The sequence below is a fragment of the Lacrimispora xylanolytica genome, assembly GCF_026723765.1.
In the GTDB taxonomy this organism is placed as follows: domain Bacteria; phylum Bacillota; class Clostridia; order Lachnospirales; family Lachnospiraceae; genus Lacrimispora; species Lacrimispora xylanolytica.
This window is the reverse complement of record NZ_CP113524.1, coordinates 4,206,363-4,228,558: the sequence shown is the minus strand read 5'-3', so window position 1 is coordinate 4,228,558 and position 22,196 is coordinate 4,206,363. Positions and strand designations below refer to the sequence as shown.

Below are 22,196 nucleotides of genomic sequence, written 5' to 3'. Positions count from 1 at the left end.
GTTAATAAAGAACGTTAAGGCAGTTAATATGAGTAAAGGTCATCTAAAAGCGGTCTCTGGTTTTAAAGAGGAGGGTAGTGAATTCAAAAAGCTATTTACCATTACTATTTTAAACTATCTAAAGTCCAATGATTATATCTTAAAGAACCCTCAAAACAAGAAAAATCTTTCTGCAGGCATAAGTTGTATTGAAGACGAAAAGGAGTGATAGAATGATTGTTAACGATAACCGTACCAGGTCAGAGCTTAGTAAATTCAGAAATGAATACAGAGTTGCTGTTTATTTAAGGCTATCAAAGGAAGACGAATCAATCGGTCAGTCCATTAGTATTGAGAACCAAAGAAATATTTTAATCCAATACATACTTTCACAGGGCTGGACTTGTTATCAGGTATATATTGATGACGGATACTCAGGTTTGCGTTTTGACCGCCCCGGATTTTTACGGTTATTAGGTGATATTGAAAGTAAAAAAATCAATTTAGTTATAACAAAAGATCTGTCACGATTAGGACGTGATTATATAGTGACCGGTTATTATCTGGAACGGTACTTCCCGGAAAAAAATATCCGATATATTGCTTTAAGTGATGGCATAGACACCAGCGCTCCAGGCAGCGTCAGTGATATTGGACCGTTCAAATCTCTTTTAAATGACATGTACGCAAAAGATATTTCAATGAAAATCCGTTTTGTATTTGATGAAAAAAGAAAAAGGGGCCAGTTCATTGGTGCGTTTGCCCCTTACGGATATTTAAAGGACCCTGATAACAAAAATAAATTAATTGTTGACCCCTATGCCTCGGCCATCGTGAAACGTATGTACAATCTATATATCAATGACAACAGCATGGGCGCCATAGCTAAAATCTTAAACGAAGAAAATATTCCCTCCCCCATTGCTTACAAAGAGACCTTCTGTAATTATAAAAACAAGAGGACCGATCGAAGGTTATGGAACCAGGGAATGGTAAAAAATGTATTTACAAATCCAACCTATCTGGGCCATATGGCACAAAAAAGATCAGAGAAGATAAACTATAAAACTAAGAAAATGAAGAGCTATAAACAATCAGAATGGATTATAGTTGAGAATACTCATGAACCAATCATAGAGCAGGAACAATATAATTTAGTACAAAAATTAATAGATAAAAAGACCGTTCTTTATGGGAGAAAGAGCGGTGCGAAGCATCTTTTAAATGGGCTTGTGTATTGCAAAGAATGTGGTTCTAAGCTCACTTATAAACAGGTAAATGGGAAACATAAGATGAACTGTATGACTTATTTAAGACACGGAAAAAACTATTGCTGCAGTCATTATATTGATGAAGAAACCCTGGATTCATTTATTGTGGAGGAGCTTAGAAAAATCTCTTTAAAAGCATTACCCAATGATTTTTATAAACAATTTGGCTCTTTAGAAAAAAAGGAAAAAGCGGATATGTACAGTGTTGAGCTGGTTCAGCTGGAGAAAAGACGTATGGAAATACAGACCTTTATGAAAAAATTATACGAGGATAAGGTAAATAAAATCATAACAAATGATACTTTTATTACTCTCATCAATGACTATATTAAAGAAAAGGAAAATGTAAACACACGATACGAACAAATGAAAAAATTGCAGCAGGTGCTAAACTCAAACAACCAGGATAGTGATAACTATGAAAAGGTTCTTACAGATATCATTCAATTCCAGGTACCAGATAAGACCATTTTAACTCAATTAATTGAAAGAATCGAAATAGACAAAGAAAGGAATGTCTTTATTCACTACAATTTCAAGAATCCTTTACCAGAAGAATAGAAGTATGTGCATAAGTTAAACGGAGCCACCGGTCCGACAGGGGCAACTGGACCATCGGGAGCCACTGGTCCGGCTGGAGTGACAGGTCCGACGGGAAATGCCGGTCCAACAGGAGCCACTGGCCCAACAGGTAATATCGGCCCAACAGGAGCTACGGGTCCAACAGGAGTCACCGGTCCAACGGGAGATATAGGCCCAACAGGAGCTACGGGCCCAACGGGAGATATAGGCCCAACGGGAGCAACCGGCCCAACAGGAGATACCGGTCCGGCAGGAGCGACCGGCGAAACTGGATTCACTGGCCCCACTGGTCCTACAGGTACAGCTGGAACAACAGGTCCAACCGGTCAAACTGGTCCAACGGGAGATACCGGTCCGACAGGAGCGACCGGCCCAATCGGAGACACTGGTTCAACAGGAGATACCGGTCCCACAGGAGCAACCGGTCCCACGGGAGCCACTGGTCCGACAGGAGATACCGGCCCCACAGGAGTCCCTGGTGTTACAGGAGCTACCGGTCCGACGGGAGATATAGGTCCAACAGGAGATAGTGGTCCAACAGGAGCTGCAGGTTCAACGGGAGCCACGGGTCCAACGGGAGCGACGGGTCCGACAGGAGCCCCTGGCCCGGCGGGAACTTCGGGTCTGGCAGGAGCGACGGGTCCAACAGGAGCTAGTGGTCCAACAGGAGCCACGGGTCCAACGGGAGCGACGGGTCCGACCGGAGTAACCGGCCCAACGGGAGCAACCGGTCCCACAGGAGCGACAGGCCCGATAGGAGCCACGGGTCCAACAGGAGAGACCGGCCCGACAGGAGCGACCGGACCAACAGGAGCGACCGGACCAACAGGAGCCACGGGTCCAACTGGGGTGACGGGTCCAACAGGAGCGACCGGACCAACGGGAGCCACGGGTCCAACAGGAGAGACCGGCCCGACAGGGGTAACGGGTCCAACGGGAGCGACGGGTCCGACCGGAGCCACGGGCCCAACAGGAGCCACTGGTCCAACGGGAGAGACCGGCCCGACAGGAGTCACTGGTCCAACAGGAGCCACCGGTCCGACAGGAGCCACTGGCCCGATAGGAGCCACTGGCCCGACGGGTGCAACCGGTCCGACCGGAGCGACGGGTCCAACGGGAGCGACGGGCCCAACAGGAGCCACTGGTCCGACAGGAGCAACCGGTCCCACAGGAGCGACGGGTCCCACAGGAGCGACCGGTCCGACAGGAGCAACCGGCCCAACGGGAGACACTGGTCCAACGGGTATTGGCCCAACAGGAGCGACTGGCCCCACAGGGGATACCGGCCCAACGGGAGCGACTGGTCCCACAGGGGCAACAGGTCCAACCGGCCCAACTGGTGACACAGGACCAGGCATAACTGTTTTTGGAAATGTATTTACACCATTGGCAGAGGACTCCGAAACAGCAGTATTATTATCAGGAGATGTTCTTTTTAGTAATAACGGGATCTTGCAGGGAATTACCCATACACCTGGTACTGCACCTATAACAATAGAGCAAACCGGCGTATATAAGATTAATTATAGTATTTCGATAAGCAATAATATTGACGCTACGGTTACCGTAGCCGTTAACGGAGTAGATGTTAATTCTGCCGCCGTTCCAACCGAGATAATGGTGGGCACATTCTCTAACTCAATTATACTAAGCCTAACAGCAGGGGACGTAATTACTCTGAGAATCGAGTAGGTAAGGCTGTTAAGATTTAGGTTGGGGGAATAAAAAATAGATGCCGGCAATCTGTCTTTCATAGACAGGTTGCCGGCATCTAATATTGACCAAGGCACCTTATTTTATAGGATATGCCTATACTAATTTTATCACATTCAGAGATATCTGATTGTAAAATGCAAACGCTGCTTTATTAACATAAGCGTCTTGTCTTCCAATTAAAGTTGTCTGATATGCTCCTGGCGTAACGGGGAAATCCGTGGAGCTAGTAATCCCTACCATATATACTGCACCTTCCGGTCCGACGTCAATACCTCGGCCATCAGCCAAATTATTTACCCCTATATAGTATGAAACAATAAGGTTAGTTAGATCTTCTGAAAAAACGCTGATAAATGCAGCCGCATTTCCGGTCCATGTTGAAGGGATCACGTTTGGTGTTGTTGGAAAGTCGGACGCTGAAGTAGATCCTGTGATATAAGCATGGCCCTGTAAATCGGTGTAGATATCTCTAACTTCACTCGAAGTACTTCCACCAAAATAGGTGGATGCAATCAGACTGTCTCCAGAAGGAGATAACTTGGATATATATGGCTGACTAATAGCAGGGCCTTTTGTTGTCTGGAAAGCGCCAGGTGTTACTGGAAAATCCGATGAATTGGTGCTTCCCGTGACATAAGCATGGCCCAAGGTATCCAAAGCAATACTATAACCGTAATCAATACTGCTTCCACCCAAAAAGGTTGAGTAGACAAGGGAACTTCCGTCGGTTGCCAGTTTTGTAATAAATGCTTCCTGCTCATTAAAAGTGGTTTGGAAAGCACCGGGTGTTACAGGGAAATTCGCAGACTCAGTAGTGCCAGTAACATACGCATGCCCCTGAGTGTCCAAAGCAATTCCAAGGCAACTTTCAGAAAAACTACCTCCAAGGTAGGTGGAGTAAATCAGGCTTGCTCCATTAGGAGAAACTTTAGTAATAAACCCGCTACCGGTAGTATTGGGTAAGGTCGTTTGAAAGGCGCCGGGGGTAGAAGGCAAAACAGTGGAGGTCGTTCGCCCTATTACATAAGCACTACCTTGTGAATCTACGGCAATATTATAACCAACATCAGTATTGCTGTTTCCCAAAAAAGAGGAGTAAATAAGGCTTCCACCGTCTGCCGCTATTTTAGTAACAAACATATAGCCACGAGTGGTTTGAAAGGCACCTGGTGTTACTGGAAAGTTTATTGAACGGGTCTCTCCTGTGACATAGGCACAATATTCATCATCCAAGGAGATTCCATGGCCACGATCTATACCACTTCCTCCAAGATACGTAGAATAAACAAGAGATTCTCCATTGGGGGAAAACTTGGTGATATACGCATCCTCATTTCCGGAAAAAGTAGTTTGAAAGGCACCTGGTGTTACTGGGAAGCCAGTTGAATTCACGTATCCAACTACATAGGCATGCCCCTGGTCATCTACAGCAATTTTTTGACCGTATTGAATATCTGCGCCTCCAAGATAGGTGGAATACAAAAGAATGGGATCAATGACAAGGGGGGTATCTGAAGAATAATCCCCAACTAATTCAAAACCAATATCAAAATTATTGTAAAGCTGATAGGTGCAGTTCACTGGTATGACATTACCATCTATCTCCTGATAAGCAATAGGCGCTAAGTCTGTGAGCGTTCCAAGTGCATGGTGTACCAGAAGATTTCCTGACTCGTCTATTTCCAGACTCTCAGCTCCTTCCCAATGAAGTTGGATAGAAGAGACGTGTTCCGGACTATTTAATAACCAGTTCATTTTCAAGCCATCATCACCAGCGGAAACCTCCAGATCCACGCCCTGCCAGACAGCATTATATTTTAGTTCCTTATAATGGGGAACTCCATTTTGCCACATTAAAGAGTCATTTCCCTTGAAATAATGGTGATACCCCTCCTGCTGAGAGACTCCTTCCGGGAAAAGATTGGTATTTGCATTTGTAAAAGAGAGCTCCAGAGCCACACCATTTCTAGGCTGATCTGGCTCTGGGACTTCTTCCTCTATAGGCTCCAGTTCAACGGAAGTAATCCGGTCTGAAGAAAAGAAAAAACGACGGCCTTTATAATTTGTCGTAAAATACGCTCTCTGATCCTCCTGCCCATTATTTTTAACAAATGAGAGAGGAAGCTTACATTTATTTAAATGAACGGAATCTTTTAAATGATTTTGCAAAATATACACCTCTTTCTAAATGGTATAAAGCATAATATGCAGAATATTTATTCTATGAGACAAACGTTCAGGGAGGGTGGTAATGGTAGTACCTCTTATATGATTAATTAGTTAACTTTATCATATTCAGAGATACCTGATTGTAAAATGCAAGCGCTGCTTTGTTAACAAAAGCATCACCTCTGCCAATAAGAGTTGTCTGGTATGCTCCTGGTGTAACAGGAAAATCGCTGGAGGAGGTCTCTCCTGTCGTATATATGGCACCATCCGGACCAATCTCAATCCCTCGACTCGAATCTCCATTACTACCACCTAGATAGTAAGATACAATAAGACTGGTCAAGTCTGCTTTAAAAATGGTAATAAAGGCATTTACTTGCCCTTTTAAAGAAGAGGGAAATACATTTGGTGTTGTTGGAAAATCAGATGCCTGAGTATATCCTGTTACATACACATGGCCTTGTGCATCTGTTTTAATATCAGCACCAGTACTTATAACGCTTCCACCTAAATAGGTGGACCCAAACAGACTGCCTCCCGACGGAGATATCTTGGATACAAATACTTGATTAACAGCAAGGCCTTTTGTTGGCTGAAACGCACCAGGTGTAACTGGGTAATCTGATGAATTGGTGAGTCCTGTAATAGAAGCATAGCCTAAAGGGTCTACAGCAATACTTAAAGGAGTATTATTTCCGCTCCCCCCTATAAACGTGGAGTAGATCAAGGAACTTCCGTCAGTTGAAAATTTAGTAACATATCCTGCATCTACCACAAACGTAGTTTGAAAGGCGTTAGGGGTCAAAGGAAAATCTGTTGCCCCTGTAACACCGGTTACATAGGCGTGCCCCTCGGTGTCTAAGGCGATGCCAAAACTGGTGGCTGAGTTATTTCCTCCAAGATAGGTGGAATAAATAAGGCTTCTTCCGTCTGGTGACATCTTGGTAACAAATGTGCTAGACGGTCCGGGCAAAGTTGTTTGAAAGGCACCGGGGGTGCTTGGTAAAACCGTAGAGGCAGTAAGACCTGTAATATAAGCACTGCCTTGAGAGTCAACTGCAATTGCCTGGCCTTGATCTTCGGTGCTGTTTCCCAAAAAGGTAGAGTAAACAAGACTTTCCCCATTTGCTGCGATTTTTGTTATAAACATATAACCGCGGGTGGTTTGAAAGGCATCTGGCGTTATTGGAAAGTTAACAGAATTTGTTTGTCCAGTCACATAGGCGCAATATTCTGTATCAACTGCAATACCCCAACTATAATCTCGACCACTACCTCCAAGATAGGTTGAATAAATAAGAGATTCTCCGTTGCTGGAAAACTTAGTAATATAAGCCTCCTCATTGCCGGAGTAGGTGGTCTGAAAGGCACCTGGGGTTACAGGGAATCCTGCTGAATTCACGTACCCAGTTACATAGGCCTGACCCAGATCATCTACTGCAATGGCATTGCCATATTGAAAATCGCTGCCTCCAAGATAGGTGGAATACTGAATAATGGGATCAATGACAAGAGGACTATCTGTAGAATAATCTCCAGTCAGCTGGAATCCAAAGTCAAAATCCCCATAGCGCTGGTAAGCACAGCTCACCGGTATCTTAACCCCATCAATTTCCTGATAAGCAATAGGAGCTAAGTCGGTCAGTGTTCCCAGTGCATGATGAATAAGAAGATTCCCCATTTCGTCTATATCCAGACGGTCGGCTCCTTCCCAATGAAGTCGGATCGATGAAATGCGTTCTGGTTCATCTAACAACCAGTTCATTTTCAAGCCATCCTCACTAGCACTAACCTCCACATCCACACCTTCCCAGACTGCGTTATACCGTAGTTCCTTATAATGAGGAACTCCATTTTGCCATTTGGAAGAGTCATTTCCTCTGAAATAATGGTGATATCCTTCCAGCTGAAATACTCCTTCTGGAATCAGATTGGTATTTGCATTTGTGAAGGAAAGCTCCAGAGCTACCCCATTTCTAGGCTGATTCGGCTCTGGAACTTGTTCCCCTATAGGCTCCAGCTCCACGGAAGTAATCCGGTCTGAAGAAAAGAAAAAGCGGCGTCCTTTATAATTTGTCGTAAAGTGTGCCCTCTGATCTTCCTGCCCATTATTTTTAACAAAGGAGAGAGGAAGCTTAGTTTTATTTATAAGCATGGAATCGTTTAAATGATTTTGCATAATATGCACCTCTTTCTAAATGGTTATAAAGCATAGTATGCAAAATGTTCTTTTTATGAGACAAACGTATGGTAAGGGGCCTGTCAACACGGCCCCTTACCATAGAATATTATAGCAATTTAACTAAATCAAGAGATACTTGATTGTAAAATGCAAACGCTGTTTTATTAACAAAAGCATCACCTCTTTCAATTAATGTTGTCTGGTATGCTCCTGGTGTTACTGGAAAATCAGTCGAGCTAGTATTCCCTGTCTTATATATTGCACCTTCTGGCCCGATGTAAATAACGCGGCCATCAGCCTCATTATTTCCCCCCTGCCCAATGAAGTCGGATGGAAGAAATCCGGTCTGAGGAGAAGAAAATACGTTGGTTCTTGAGGCTGCTAGTAAAGTGCGCTCTGGAATCCTCCTGTCCGTTATTTGCAACAAAGGAGAGAGGAAGCTTCATTTTTTTTAAAGGCAGTGAATTTGCCATAATATTCTGCATAATTAACACCTCTTAATGATTTATTTGATAGAGCATAATATGCAGAAGAATCTCTCTATGAGACAAACCTTACAAGAGGCCAAAAACCAGCTTCCCCTTTTCTCATATCATCATAAATATCCCGTTACATCAACTGAAGCCTGTCTGTAAAAGGCAAAAGCAGTTCTTGTAACATACGCGTCTGATGTTCCGTTAAGTGTTGCCTGGTAAGCCCCAGAAGTAACGGGAAAATCAGCGGAGCTGGTAGATCCAGCGGTGTACACTGCACCATCTGACCCAAGAGAAATTCCCTGACCAGTATCACCTCCGCCACCTCCCAGATAGTAAGAAACAATGAGATTTGTCAAATCTGAGGATAGAATGCAGATAATTGCATCTGATGTTCCTTCTAAAGCAGAGGAAATTACATTGGGTGTTGTTGGAAAATTTGGGGAAAAAGTGTGTCCTGTAACGTAGGCGTGGCCATATTCATCCAAAGCAACACCAAAACCATCATCGTGAAGGTCTCCACCTAAAAAGGTGGATCCGATTAAACTGTTTCCTCCAGGTGATAACTTAGTGAGAAATACATCATCACTCCCACCTCCATAGGTTGTCTGAAACCCGTTTGGTGTTACTGGAAAATCAGCAGAGGCGGTTCTACCTGTAACATAGGCACAGCCTTGACTATCTACTGCAATACTACGGGCTACATCACTAGCATTGCCAGATAAAAAGGTGGAGTAGGCCAGTGAACTTCCATCTATGGCAAGTTTTGTGACAGTTACTGCATTGGAGGTTAGTGTAGTCTGAAAGGCACCAGGTGTTACTGGAAAATTAGTAGCATTAGTAATACCTGTAACATAGGCATAATCATAAGCATCCAAAGCAATCCCCGTGCAATAGCCATTACCGTTACCATAAAGATAGGTAGAATAAATGAGATCACTGCCATCATTGGAAAACTTTGTAATAAAACCAACAGCACCTACTGGAGCAGTAAGAGTCGTTTGAAACGCACCGGGTGTAGTGGGTATAGTGCCACCTTGGCCAGTGACATAAGAACAGCCCTCGGAGTCAACTGCAATGCCAAAACCTGTTCCTGACGTACCTAAAAAGGTGGAGTAAATAAGGCTCTCTCCATCCGCCGCAAGTTTCGTGACAAAGATTCCTCCAGCTGTTGTCTGAAACGCCCCCGGTGTGATTGGAAAATTAGCCGAATTAGTCTGCCCAGTGACGTAGGAGCAACCTTGGGTATCCAGGGCAATGGCATAACCAATCTCGGAACCGCTGCCTCCGAGATAGGTGGAATAGATAAGAGAACTGCCATCGCTGGAAAACTTGGTGACAAATACATCACTTCCCCCGGCATTGGTTGTCTGAAAAGCGCCAGGTGTCACAGGAAAATTAATTGAGGTTGTATCACCAACTACATGGGCACACCCCTGGGGATCTACTGCGATTCCTCTGCATTGATCCGTTAAGCTGCCTCCTAAATAAGTGGCATATGCAAGGATTGGGTCAATGATAAGAGGGAGATTTTCCAAATACTTGCCAATCAGTTCAAAACCAAGGTCAAAACTACCATATAGTCGATAAACGCAGTCTACTGGTTTTCTTTCCCCCTCTATTTCCTGATAAGCAATGGGAGCCAAATCAGTTAAGGTACCCAATGCATGATGAACCAGAAGGTTCCCTGTAGAGTCGATCTCCAGGCTGTCTGCCCCTGACCAATGAAGACGAATGGACGAAACTTGGTCTGGCTTATCTAACACCCAATTCATTTTCATACCATCCTTACTACCTGATATCTCTAAATCAACCCCATCCCAGATTCCGGGATATCGAAGCTCCTTAAAATGAGGAACACCATTGTTCCATTTTGTAGAATCATTTCCCCGGTAAAAATGGTGATGTCCCGGCAGTTGGGATATGCCCTGAGGGGCAAGACTGGTATTTGCATTTGTAAAGGAAAGCTCCAGGGCTACACCATTTCTTGGTTCGTCAGGCTCAGTGATAGGGGAAGGAAAATCATCAGGTTCTGGAATTGATTCCTCTATTGGTTCCAGTTCTACCAGTGTAATCCGGTCTGAGGAGAAGAAAATACGTTGATTCTTAAGGCTGGAAGTAAAGTGTGCCCTGGAGTCCTCCTGCCCGTTGTTTGCAACAAAGGAGAGAGGAAGCTTATTTTTATTTGAAGGCAATGGGTCCGCCATAATATTCTGCATAATTAACACCTCTTAATGATTTATTTGATAAAGCATAATATGCAAAATATTCTTTCTTTGAGACAATCCTGACAAGGTGCCATTGCAGGGTGGTTTTAACTTTAAGTCTCTAAAACAATCCATCAATCTCAACGGAAGCCTGACGATAAAAAGCAAACCCGGTTTTGGTCACAAATGCATCACTGGCTCCATTTAACGTTGTCTGGAATGCTCCAGGCGTAGCGGGAAATTCAGTAGAAAGGGTCTGCCCTGTTGCATATACCGCACCTTCCGGCCCCGTGGCAATACTATAACCAACTCCACTTCCCAGACAATAAGAAACAAGAAGCTGTGTTAAATCTGGGGATAAGATACTGATATATATATTTGAACTTCCATCGCTTACAGAAGGAATCACATCTGGTGTTAATGGGAAGTTGGGCGAGCTAGTAGATCCGGTGGAGAAAATACGGCCTTGCGCGTCAACTGTTCCTCCCCGGTTAATTTCAGAACCATTACCTCCTAAAAAAGTAGAGGCAATAAGACTATCTCCTCCAGGAGATAGCTTGGAAATAAACGTACTTAAAGACCCTCCAGGAGAGATTGTCTGAAATGCTCCAGGTGTTACTGGAAAACCAGGCCCATTAACGAACCCTGTAACAAAGGCATTACCATTAGAATCCACAGAAATACTTTGACCGTTTGTAACGGAGCTGCCAGACAAATAGGTGGAATAAATAAGGGCACTTCCATCAAGGGCGAGCTTTGTTATAAACGCGGAATTTACAGTGGACGTAGTTTGAAAAGCGCCTGGTGTTACAGGAAAGTCAATGGAAGAGGTTATTCCTGTTACATAGGCGTAATCCTGAGCATCCACTGCAATGTCGTTGATTACATCCTGACCGCTGCCTTCCAGGTAGGTGGAATAGATAAGGCTTCCTCCATCAGAAGAAAGTTTTGTAATAAATCCGCTTTGAAATCCAAAGTACGTAGTTTGAAATGCACCTGGAGTAACAGGAAAATTAAGGTCACTGGTATATCCAGCCACATATGCATGGCCCTGAGAATCAACTGCAATTCCGTTACCATTTCCAGATGCTGTAGATCCTAAAAAAGTAGAATAAATCAAACTACCTCCGTCTGGCGCAAGCTTAGTAACATATATTCTTCCTGCAGTGGTTTGAAAAGCACCCGGAGTAATGGGGAAATCGGCTGAAGTCGTTCCACCTGTAATATAAGCACACCCTTCTGTATCCAGGGAAATGAAGTTGTCGGCTTCGATGCCACTGCCTCCAATGTAAGTGGAATAAATAAGGGAGGCACCATTGCTTGCAAACTTGGTAACAAATGCATCTGTGTCACCTCCATAGGTGGTTTGAAATGCACCGGGTGTTACAGGAAAGTCAACAGAAGTAGTGGTTCCCGTAACATAAGCACAACCCTGAGTATCTACCGCAGTACCTCTTCCTGTTTCTGTTAAACTTCCCCCCAGGTAGGAGGCGTACGTAAGGATTGGATCAATGATAAGAGGAATATCCTCCAAATAATTGCCTGTCAGTTCAAAGCCAAGTTCAAAATTTCCAAATAGTCGGTAAGCACAGCCCACTGGCTTTCTTGCCCCATCTATTTCCTGATAGGCAATGGGGGATAAATCAGTCAATGTCCCAAGAGCATGATGGACAAGCAGGTTTCCTGTGACGTCTAGTTCCAGACTGTCAGCTCCTTCCCAGTGTAGGAGTATAGAGGAGGATCTGTCTGGTCTGTCTAATACCCAGTTCATCTTCATACCATTTTGATTTCCTGATATCTCCAAATCCACGCCTTCCCAGACAGCTGGATAGCGAAGCTCTTTATAATGAGGAACGCCATTGCTCCATTTTGAAGAGTCATTCCCTTTATAAAAGTGGTGATATCCTGGTTGTGGCAACACTCCCTCTGGAGTAAGATTTTGATTTGCATTTACAAATGAAAGTTCCACAGCCACACCGTTTCTGGGAACTTTTGACTCGGTTGGAAGTTCTGGGAGATCATCAGGTTCCGGCAGCGCTTCCTCTATAGGTTCCAGTTCCACCAAAGTGATACGGTCTGAAGAGAAGAAAAGACGCCGTCCCTTATGGTTGGTAGTAAAGAGAGCTCTGGAATCTTCCTGTCCGTTGTTTTTGATAAAGGAGAGGGGGAGTTTCGTTCTATATTCATTCAAAGAATTCGTAACAATATTCTGCATAAATAACACCTCATAATTCATTATTAAAGTGCGCAATGAGAAATAAATCACATGCTTGTTAAAAAGTCATTGTGGTGATTCCGTCAATTTCAACCGAAGCCTGCCGGTAAAAGGCAAACCCAGTTTTGGTCACAAACGCATCACTGGCTCCATTTAAAGTTGTCTGGAATGCCCCTGGCGTGGCTGGAAATTCAGTAGAAAAGGTCTGCCCTGTTACATATACTGCCCCTTCCCGCCCAACGGTCATGTTATAAGCACCCCAGTCCCCCAGACAATAAGAAACTAGAAGTTTTGCCAAATCTGCGGAAAAAATGCTGATATATATACCCCCGGGGACAGAAGGTATTACTTCCGGGGTTAATGGAAAGTTGGGCGAAGTGGTGTATCCAGCCGCATAAATATGGCCTTGCATGTCAATCGCACCACTATAATTAACATCAGCTACCGTTCCACCTAAATACGTGGAGGCAATAAGACTATCCCCGCCTGGAGATAACTTGGTGGCAAAGGTATCTGCTGCTCCTCCTCCATAGGTTGTTTGAAAAGCGTTAGCTGTTACAGGAAAACCAGGTCCGTCAACCCGTCCTGTAATATAAGAATTACCTTGAGTATCTACAGAAATGCTACGGCCCGAGGAGTTGCTAGTGCCAGACAAAAAGGTGGAGTAAATAAGAGCACTTCCATCAAGGGCAAGTTTTGTTATAAATGTGGAACTTCCTGTGAACGTTGTTTGAAAAGCGCTTGGTGTTACAGGGAAATCGGTAGAACTGGTAGCGCCTGTAACATAAGCGTAACCTTGAGTATCAACAGTAATGTCATTAATAATATCCTGACCAGTACCCCCCAGGAAGGTGGAGTAGATAAGGCTTCCTCCGTCAGTGGAAAATTTGGTGATAAATCCACTACCAGAGAGGCCCAAATTCGTAGTTTGAAATGCACCTGGAGTAATAGGAAAATTAGTGTCAGAGGTATATCCTGCAACATGAGCATGCCCCTGAAGATCAACTACAATGCCGTTACTAGACGACCCACTAACTGTGCCACCTAAATAGGTAGAGTAAATTAAACTTCCCCCGTCTGGCGCAAGTTTAGTAACATATAAGCTACCAGGTGTCGTTTGGTATGCCCCTGGGGTAATGGGGAAATCGGTGGAACCTGTTGAACCTGTAATATAAGCGCATTCTTGTGTATCCAAGAAAATGGAGTTGGCAGAAGCACCATTACTGCCTCCCAGATAGGTGGAATATATAAGGGAGCTGCCATCGCTGGCAAATTTAGTAACATATGCATCATTCACACCTCCAGCGGTGGTCTGGAAAGCGCCAGGTGTTATAGGAAAATCAACGGAAGTAGTAGTTCCCGTAACATAAGCGCAGCCCTGAGTATCTACAGCAATACCTCTTGCATTTTCTGTTAAGCTGCCACCCAGGTAGGTGGCGTACATTAAGATTGGATCAATGATAAGTGGAGTATTCTCAATATAGCTACCTGTCAGCTCAAAACCAAGATCAAAGCTTCCATATAACCGGTAAACGCAATCCACTGGCTTTCTTTCCCCATCTATTTCCTGATAGGCAATGGGAGCCAAATCAGTCAATGTCCCCAAAGCATGATGCACAAGTAGGTTTCCTGCGGCGTCTAGTTCCAGACTGTCGGCTCCTGCCCAGTGTAATCGTATAGAAGAAACTCTGTCCGGACCATCTAAAACCCAGTTCATCTTCAAGCCTTCTTGACCACCCAAAAGCTCCAGATCAACGCCCTCCCAGACAGCGGGATAGTGAAGTTCTTTATAATGGGGAATGCCATTGCTCCATTTTGTAGAGTCATTTCCCCTATAAAAGTGGTGGTACCCTGGTTGGGGTAATACTCCCTCTAAAGTAAGGGTGGGATTTGCATTTACGAATGAAAGTTCTACAGCAACACCGTTTCGAGGTATTCCTGATGGTATTGGTGACTCTATGAGATCATCTGGTTCCTGTATGGGTTCATCCACAGGTTCCAGCTCCACAGAAGTAATTCTGTCAGAAGAAAAGAAGAAACGCCGTCCTTTGTAGTTTGTGGAAAAGTGAGCCCTGATATCTTCCTGCCCATTATTTTTGACGAAGGAGAGAGGGAGTTTTGTTCTATATTCATTGTAAGGATTCGTGACAATATTCTGCATAATAAACACCTCTTAATTTTTATTCTTAAATCCCCTAGATCAATCCTTTTATTCAACGGAAGCCTGACGGTAAAATGCAAAACCTGTCTTGATCACAAACGCATCACTGGTTCCATTTAAAGATGTCTGGTATGCACCAGGAGTGGCGGGAAATTCGGTAGAGGAGGTTAGACCTGCCCAATGAAGGCGAATGGAGGAAACTCTGCTTGGCTCGTTTAAAACCCAGTTCATCTTCATGCCATTTAAACTTGCCGATAACTCTAAATCCACGCCCTCCCAGACAGCAGGATAGCGAAGCTCTTTGTAATGAGGAACACCATTTCTCCTTTTTGACGAGTCTTTTCCTTTAAGATAATGGTGATAGCCTGATTGCTGAGAAACGCCCTCTGGTGTCAGACCTGTATTTGCATTTATAAAGGAAAGCTCCAGGGCTACGCCATTTCTAGGGTTTTCTGGTACTGTTTCATCTATGGGTTCTAGTTCCACTGAAGTGATCCGATCCGAAGAAAAGAAAAAACGCCGTCCTTTATAGTTTGTAGTAAAGTGACTCTGCTATCTTCCTGCCCGCTGTTTTTAACAAAAGAGAGAGGGAGCTTTGTCTGATATTTACTCATTGGGTCTGTCACAACATTTTGCATAATATACCCCCTGTTTTTTAAAATTGCTATACAAAGACATAGTATGCAAAAGTCATAATTTATGAGACAGACATACCAAGTGCTACCTAATAGCATTTAAGCAAGCCCCTACTAAATCCCTTGTTTCTTGATAATATTGTGGGTGAAGTATATAATGTTAGGGAAATCTTAATAATATCTCAGTAAAAAAATGATAATTAGCGTTTGGAAAACTGATAAAATAAGCTGTCCTCCATAACCATGGAAAGGAGAATCAAAGATATGCAGGAAAAGATACTGATTGTAGACGATGAACAAGAAATTGCGGACTTAGTGGAACTATATCTAAACAATGAAGGATACACGGTTTATAAATTTTATTCAGCAAGAGATACCCTTGCCTGTATTGAAACCACAGTACTTGATCTTGCTATATTAGATGTCATGCTGCCGGATATGAGTGGATTTAAGCTATGTCAGAAGATTAGGGAGCAGCACACCTACCCAATTATTATGCTGACAGCAAAAGATGAAGAGATTGATAAAATAACAGGTTTGACATTAGGAGCAGATGATTATATTACAAAGCCTTTTCGCCCCCTTGAGATGGTAGCAAGAGTAAAAGCCCAGTTACGTAGATATAAAAAATACAATCCATCTCATTCCACGGAATCTGAGGAGTCTGTAATTGCCCATTCCGGTTTGTTGATGGACATTAAGACCCACGAGTGCACGTTGGATGAAAGACCACTCGCTCTGACTCCCACGGAATTTTCGATTCTTCGCATTCTTTTAGAGAATAAAGGAAATGTAGTCAGTGCAGAGGAATTATTTCATAAGATTTGGCAGGACGAGTATTACAGCAAAAGTAACAACACGATTACGGTCCATATTCGTCATCTGAGAGAGAAGATGAACGATACGGTAGATAAACCAAAGTATATTAAAACCATATGGGGAGTGGGTTATAAAATTGAAGGATAAGTATAAAGCGGACTATTTTCAGTTAAAATATAAATTGTTTTTCCGGTTTCTAGGAATGATGGTATTTGCTTTTCTAATTATATTTGTTTTGTATAAGACCTTATGGAGTGGAAAAGGAGGAGACGCCATTGTTTCCATCTTACAAAAAATCCTTGGGATGGAATATGGCGATGCACTCTATATATACCGTCATATATTTCGCGATTATGCGGAGTTGATTTGGGTGATCGGAATTGTATTCGTATTTTTTGTATTTCTAATATTTTTCCTTAACTGGTTTACAAAGTATTTTAATGCAATCAATCAAGGAATTGACGCGTTACTAGAAGAGGATAGGATTATCTCCTTGCCAGCAGAAATGTCAGCCATTGAACTAAAATTGAACACAGTAAAGCGAACCCTTCAAAAACGGGCCTTAGATGTCCAGATCGCCGAACAGCGAAAGAATGATTTGGTTATGTATTTAGCCCATGACATAAGAACCCCGCTTACATCGGTGATCGGATATTTAAGTTTATTAGAGGAAGCTCCTGATATGCCCCTGGAGCAGAAGGCAAAGTATGTGCACATAACCCTGGATAAAGCGTACCGTTTGGAGAAGATGATCAATGAATTCTTTGAAATAACACGCTATAATCTCCAGCAAATTAAAATAGAAAAAGAAAAGATAGACCTTTACTACATGCTGGTACAATTAATAGATGAGCTCACCCCCATTCTATCTGAAAAAGGAAATACAGTCACCCTCAAGGCAGATGAGAATCTAACCGCTTATGGAGATCCTGGAAACCTGGCAAGGGTTTTCAATAACATATTAAAAAATGCAATAGCATATAGCTATCCAAATACGGATATCATCATCTCAGCTATGGAAGAAGAAAATGAGGTAGTTATTTCATTTCATAATAAAGGACACACGATTCCACAGGAAAAACTTTCTGCAATTTTTGAAAAGTTTTACCGAATTGACGAAGCCCGGACTTCAAACACTGGGGGAGCTGGCTTAGGTCTAGTCATAGCAAAAGAAATTATTTCCTTGCATGGTGGCAGCATAACTGCGCAAAGTGAAAATAAAACCATCATATTCACGGTTACCCTGCCCCAGTCCCTTTAGGTTCTATCCACTTGGTATTAGGATTTTCTTAGGATTTAAACAACAAAATATTAAAATCACAAAAGCTCCTGTTTGGTAAGATAATTACGAAACAGGAGCTTTTTATATGAGTTTTGATCCAAATGAGAAAGGAAGATTACCATGAAACAGGAAGTAAATAACCATAATGTTGATAGATATAAACCCCGCAGACAAGCAAGGCGTAAAAACAGGTTCAGAAGAATTCCCACCTTTTTATTCCTATGCGGTTGCCTTGCAATGGCAGTAACCGCTTTTGGCTTGATAAAGGATAAAAATCCGCTTGGCAGTAAAGAGTGGCAGATGCCTCCCATCCATGCAATTAATACCAATATCCCGGCTCCTAATACCAGGAGTGAGGAAACCCCATGGAACTTAATTTTAGTTAATAAGTGGAATACCATTCCAGATAATTATGAAGTGGAACTAATGGAATTAACAAATGGACAATCAGTAGACAAACGGATCTATCCTGAATTGCAGGAAATGTTCGATGCAGCCAGAAGTGAAAACATCTATCCCATTGCAGCGTCTGGATATAGAACTGAAATGAGGCAAAAAAGCTTGATGAAAGAAAAGATTGCTGAATACAAAGGGAAAGGACACTCCCAGGAAGAGGCCAGGACCAAAGCCGAGGAGTGGGTTGCCGTTCCAGGAACAAGTGAACATCAAATTGGTTTATCAGTGGATATCAATGCAGACAAAATGAAATCCACTGGAAACGACGTTTATGAATGGCTCAGAAAGAATAGTTATAAATTTGGATTCATTCTTCGCTACCCAGCCGACAAGACGGATATAACCGGGGTAATCCATGAACCCTGGCATTACCGTTATGTTGGAAAGGAAGCGGCAGCTGAAATATACAAAAGAGGTATCTGCCTGGAAGAATATCTAAATAAAACAAGCCAGTAAAAGACGATGCCAAAAAATGTTCACCAAGGCTATATCATTATTCTTAGATTAATAATTATCAAGAATTTTAAAAATGAAAAATAAATAATTATGATTGGTTGACAAATGAGTAAATAAGGCATATATTCATATTAAGTAAACTGTTAGTATACTTAAAATAAATGCAGCAATATAAGGTGGTATCATGGGACGAAAAGAACACAGCATGAAGGAAAAAGAATTGAGGAAAGGTCATATCATTGACGCCGCAGAACGAGTCTTTTTTTCAAAAGGATTTGAGAATGCTTCTATGGATAACGTTGCAAAAGAAGCTGGATTTACGAAAAAAACGATCTATATGTATTTTAGCAGCAAGGAACAAATCTATTTTGAAATTATGATACGAGGATATCGCCTGCTGATTGCAAAGCTGGAAAATAATTTTAAAGAAAAAAAACAGGTGAACGCCTTGGATGAGCTGCGTACCATCTTCTTATCCTTTTATCAGTTCAGCCAGGAGTGCGCCCCATACTTTAAAGCCATCATGGAATATGAAACAAAGGATTGTGACCAATATACCGGTGTAGAAGATGCCGCAATCCATGAATGCTATGAATTGGGTGAACAAATCTTTAGTTATCTCTCCAAATCATTGGATCGAGGTAAGGAAGAGGGAAGTGTGAGAAAAGAACTTGACAGCGAAAAGACAGCTATGATTTTATGGGCGTTTACTGTGGGAGTATTTAATACAAGAGAAAGAAAAAAGGATTATCTAAAAGTGTATCATAACGTCTCCCCCGAAGACTTTGTTACGGATTCCTTCCATATGGTGATGCATTTAATTGGCGTAAAAGGAGAAATATAACATGAAGGGAGATAAATCCTCTGATGTCGTGGCAAATGGGCTGCTTTCCCTTGCTGTGGCCATCATAGTTCTATTCATCGCACTTTTTATTATCAGTGGAGGTTTCATGAAGCAAGAATATTTAAAACCATGGTCAAAGGAATACTCCAACAATTATAATGATCCACGAATCCGTCTGGCTGCAAGAGGTATCTTAGCGTCAAGCGGACATAACATGCAGCCTTGGACCTTAAGGCTTGACCCTATCGATTCCTTGTCGTTTTATCTCTATGCCAACCCTGAGCGCATTACAAAAGAAGTAGATCCAGAGTTTCGTCAGATGATGATATCTCAGGGAACCTTTTTAGAATACGTTTCAGTGGCAGGTGAAAAAGAGGGATGGGAGGTAAAGATTAAGCTATTTCCCAATGGAGAGTATGACGAAGAAAATTTACTTCATAGCATGGATACTCTGCCGGTGGCAAAAATTACCTTAGAAAGCGCTCAACAAGAGGAAGCTCCGCTTTATAACGCCATGTACATGCCAGATACAAACCGAATGCCTTACTGGGACCATGAGCTTTCTCCATATGAGATTTCCAGTCTGGAATCAGCTTCTGATACATCTGATATTTCAGTAAAGGTATATAAGGAGCAATCCGATCATTCTTACATTACAGCTTGTGTTATCGAAAGTGCCATAATGGAAGCAGGAGTTCCCCGGGTGATGGAAGAAACAAATACCATATTCCGTGCCAACGAACATCAGAAAAATAGGTACCGTTACGGTTTTTCCGTGGAAGGGCAGGGAACAAGTGGCCTTATGAAACCAGTTTTGCAGGGAATGCTCACGATGTTCCCGTCCCTCAATTCAGGAAAGGCGGCCAGCCAGAACTTTATTAAATCAACTATGACCTCCGCCAAAAACGCTCCAGCCTACGTTATGATTGTAACCGAAAGAAACGACCGGGCAACCCAGGTCAGGAGCGGAATGATTTACAGCCGGCTTGTGCTCACAGGACATACCATGGGTCTAGCTATGCAGCCACTCAGTCAGGTTCTGGAAGAATATCCGGAAATGAACCACTTATATACCAAGTTTAAGCAAAAGTACGCTCCAAAAGATGGCACCATACAGATGTTATTCCGAACTGGATATCCCAAGAAACGTATGCCCCTTAGCATGAGACAGGATATCATGAACTTTTTTGTGAAGTAACTATGGATTATCTGGCCGTCTGTGTGTTCACAGGTGCTGCCTTAATCTGTAATAAAAACATAGTGTATCGCAAAAGAGTATAGCAGACAAGTATTACAGCAACAATAGTCTGAATCCATATGATTGACTGTACGACTGAAATTTCTAACCCATTTTTAACCAGATAGCCTGCCGTCTGCTTCGATGCAATGGCACTGATAACAAATGGAAATGTAAAGGCAGAATAACTTGGGTAGAATGGCAGGCACAATAGTGGAATTAGCCGTGTCAGTACAAGGACATATAATAGAAAAGAAAGTATGGCAAGTCCTATTATAAGGATCAGACTCTTATTTTCCACTGATTGTAGGTAAGCCGCCAGGCACAAGCTTCCAGGTGCTGCAAAAATACAAAACAATGCCTGGGCAGGCTCTGGTATCTCAGTATATTTAACATAACGATATCCAACCAATAGAAGTAAAGCAAGGAAGCTGATGAATCCAAACCAGAAGGCGGCAGTACCAATGAGCGTCATTTGGTAAGCTGGAGAAGTAACACCTGCAGCGGCTATCCCTACATATACAATAAAATAGCTGACATATACATTCTTAAGATTCACCTTTCTCATAAATCGATAAGTAAAGGCACATATAAGAAGGAGATGAAGTGCTATGGCCAAAAGCCAGAGGATTAAAGCCAATGGACTCCAAAAAGGCTTTATGTAAACTGATAGCAGCATAACCCCCATAGGAAATGTAGCCGAAACGCTCATTATAATTGGATTCTTTAAATCCTTCTTAACATCAGAAGGATACATTGTTATTTTAAGTACCAGCAGCATCAATAGAAGAAATGATATGATTCCAAACAGATAGCGAAGGCCATTGGAATAGCTCTGAAGTAAATTGCCCAGAGCCGCACAACCAAGCATAACTCCAGACATTGGAATTGGCACTCGTTTGATGAAGTCAGTCATGAAGTCACCTCGCTGCCACAAGTTCATCTGTATTTACAAGATTAAATTCCCGTATGACAATCTGTGCTACTTTTTCAGCAACCAATCCGGTAAATGCAATGCATTGCTCCTTATGTTCCCCACTTCCCATATCAAATCCTCTTGTGAGTACACGGCAGCAAAGAGAGTTCTTTCCGTTGGCAGTTTTAAAATAATCATGAAGTTCATTGGCTAATAAAAGGTTTTTTTCAACTTTTGGGTCACCTTGTTTTGTTCGTCCAAAGAAAAGTCCAAGTGTCATCACTCCCCCGGATACTGCCCCGCATACGCATTTGGAGCGTCCAATTCCAATGGGAAACCCGGAAGCCATGGAAATGACCGTATCTGGAACGTCAAGTTCAAAATTATCTCGAATAGAACAAACAACAGCTTCTGAACAGAAAAAACCACCACGATATAATTCTTCTGCCTCTTTCTTGATTTTTTCTACACTGACCTCTTTTTTCATTTCCATATTCAAACACTCCTTTGTATATATTTATTGTTATAATCTTATCATAATGGGCCAGGAACCTCCAATTGCCTTTTTCAATTTGTATTGGGACAATCATTGTTTT

At 42.6% G+C, this 22,196-nt stretch carries 17 protein-coding genes; 8 read left to right on the top strand and 9 right to left on the bottom strand.

The annotated features are described in order from the left end of the window. Window positions 1–28: 28 nt before the first annotated feature. Genes OW255_RS19465 through OW255_RS19455 form a run of 3 tightly spaced genes read left to right on the top strand, consistent with a single transcriptional unit; the run spans window position 29 to window position 3,524 of the window. Window positions 29–208 carry a hypothetical protein gene (locus OW255_RS19465; protein WP_024838139.1) on the top strand — a complete coding sequence of 60 codons (180 nt, stop codon included), beginning with the start codon at window positions 29–31 and terminating at the stop codon, window positions 206–208. Between the two features lie 4 nt (window positions 209–212). Beyond that, window positions 213–1,811: a recombinase family protein gene (locus OW255_RS19460; protein ID WP_268115063.1), complete on the top strand. Its 1,599-nt coding sequence runs from the start codon at window positions 213–215 to the stop codon at window positions 1,809–1,811. Between the two features lie 6 nt (window positions 1,812–1,817). Continuing rightward, window positions 1,818–3,524, top strand: a complete 1,707-nt coding sequence (locus OW255_RS19455) for a BclA C-terminal domain-containing protein (protein ID WP_268115062.1) — start codon at window positions 1,818–1,820, stop codon at window positions 3,522–3,524. Window positions 3,525–3,641: 117 nt separating this feature from the next. Here OW255_RS19455 and OW255_RS19450 read toward each other — a convergent pair whose 3' ends face one another. From OW255_RS19450 to OW255_RS19420, 7 genes are all read right to left on the bottom strand, one after another. After that, on the bottom strand, window positions 3,642–5,717 hold the full coding sequence (locus OW255_RS19450; RefSeq protein ID WP_268115061.1) for a DUF7948 domain-containing protein: 2,076 nt from the start codon (window positions 5,715–5,717) through the stop codon (window positions 3,642–3,644). A 103-nt stretch (window positions 5,718–5,820) separates the two neighbouring features. Further along, window positions 5,821–7,896: a DUF7948 domain-containing protein gene (locus tag OW255_RS19445; protein ID WP_268115060.1), complete on the bottom strand. Its 2,076-nt coding sequence runs from the start codon at window positions 7,894–7,896 to the stop codon at window positions 5,821–5,823. Window positions 7,897–8,494: 598 nt separating this feature from the next. Further along, entirely contained in the window at window positions 8,495–10,591 is a 2,097-nt protein-coding gene (locus OW255_RS19440; RefSeq protein WP_268115059.1) for a DUF7948 domain-containing protein, read from the bottom strand. Window positions 10,592–10,700: 109 nt separating this feature from the next. Next, entirely contained in the window at window positions 10,701–12,794 is a 2,094-nt protein-coding gene (locus tag OW255_RS19435; RefSeq protein ID WP_268115058.1) for a DUF7948 domain-containing protein, read from the bottom strand. A gap of 58 nt (window positions 12,795–12,852) precedes the next feature. After that, on the bottom strand, window positions 12,853–14,955 hold the full coding sequence (locus tag OW255_RS19430; protein WP_268115057.1) for a DUF7948 domain-containing protein: 2,103 nt from the start codon (window positions 14,953–14,955) through the stop codon (window positions 12,853–12,855). A gap of 48 nt (window positions 14,956–15,003) precedes the next feature. Further along, entirely contained in the window at window positions 15,004–15,441 is a 438-nt protein-coding gene (locus tag OW255_RS19425) for a DUF7948 domain-containing protein (RefSeq protein ID WP_268115056.1), read from the bottom strand. Then, complete coding sequence (locus OW255_RS19420) at window positions 15,432–15,593, bottom strand: hypothetical protein (protein WP_268115055.1); 162 nt, start codon at window positions 15,591–15,593, stop codon at window positions 15,432–15,434. Before OW255_RS19420 ends, OW255_RS19425 begins: the two co-directional genes overlap by 10 nt. A gap of 261 nt (window positions 15,594–15,854) precedes the next feature. On the opposite strand from OW255_RS19420, the gene vanR reads away from it, so the two are divergent. The 5 genes from vanR (at window position 15,855) to OW255_RS19395 (ending at window position 20,645) form a co-directional block, all read left to right on the top strand. Next, entirely contained in the window at window positions 15,855–16,556 is a 702-nt protein-coding gene (vanR, locus tag OW255_RS19415; RefSeq protein WP_268115054.1) for a VanR-ABDEGLN family response regulator transcription factor, read from the top strand. Next, on the top strand, window positions 16,513–17,670 hold the full coding sequence (locus OW255_RS19410) for a sensor histidine kinase (RefSeq protein WP_416861726.1): 1,158 nt from the start codon (window positions 16,513–16,515) through the stop codon (window positions 17,668–17,670). The genes vanR and OW255_RS19410 overlap by 44 nt, the downstream gene beginning before the upstream one ends. Before the next feature lie 321 nt (window positions 17,671–17,991). Beyond that, the gene (locus OW255_RS19405) at window positions 17,992–18,603 is read left to right on the top strand and encodes a M15 family metallopeptidase (protein ID WP_326498164.1); all 612 of its coding nucleotides are present in this window, start codon (window positions 17,992–17,994) and stop codon (window positions 18,601–18,603) included. 184 nt (window positions 18,604–18,787) lie between these two features. After that, the gene (locus tag OW255_RS19400) at window positions 18,788–19,447 is read left to right on the top strand and encodes a TetR/AcrR family transcriptional regulator (protein WP_268115052.1); all 660 of its coding nucleotides are present in this window, start codon (window positions 18,788–18,790) and stop codon (window positions 19,445–19,447) included. 1 nt (window position 19,448) lies between these two features. After that, on the top strand, window positions 19,449–20,645 hold the full coding sequence (locus OW255_RS19395) for an Acg family FMN-binding oxidoreductase (RefSeq protein WP_268115051.1): 1,197 nt from the start codon (window positions 19,449–19,451) through the stop codon (window positions 20,643–20,645). Window positions 20,646–20,652: 7 nt separating this feature from the next. Here OW255_RS19395 and OW255_RS19390 read toward each other — a convergent pair whose 3' ends face one another. Next, window positions 20,653–21,600, bottom strand: coding sequence for a TDT family transporter (locus tag OW255_RS19390; RefSeq protein ID WP_268115050.1), 948 nt, complete (start codon window positions 21,598–21,600; stop codon window positions 20,653–20,655). A 4-nt stretch (window positions 21,601–21,604) separates the two neighbouring features. Next, window positions 21,605–22,093 (bottom strand): C-GCAxxG-C-C family protein, encoded by a 489-nt coding sequence (locus OW255_RS19385; protein WP_268115049.1) that lies wholly within the window; start codon window positions 22,091–22,093, stop codon window positions 21,605–21,607. Window positions 22,094–22,196: the final 103 nt, after the last annotated feature.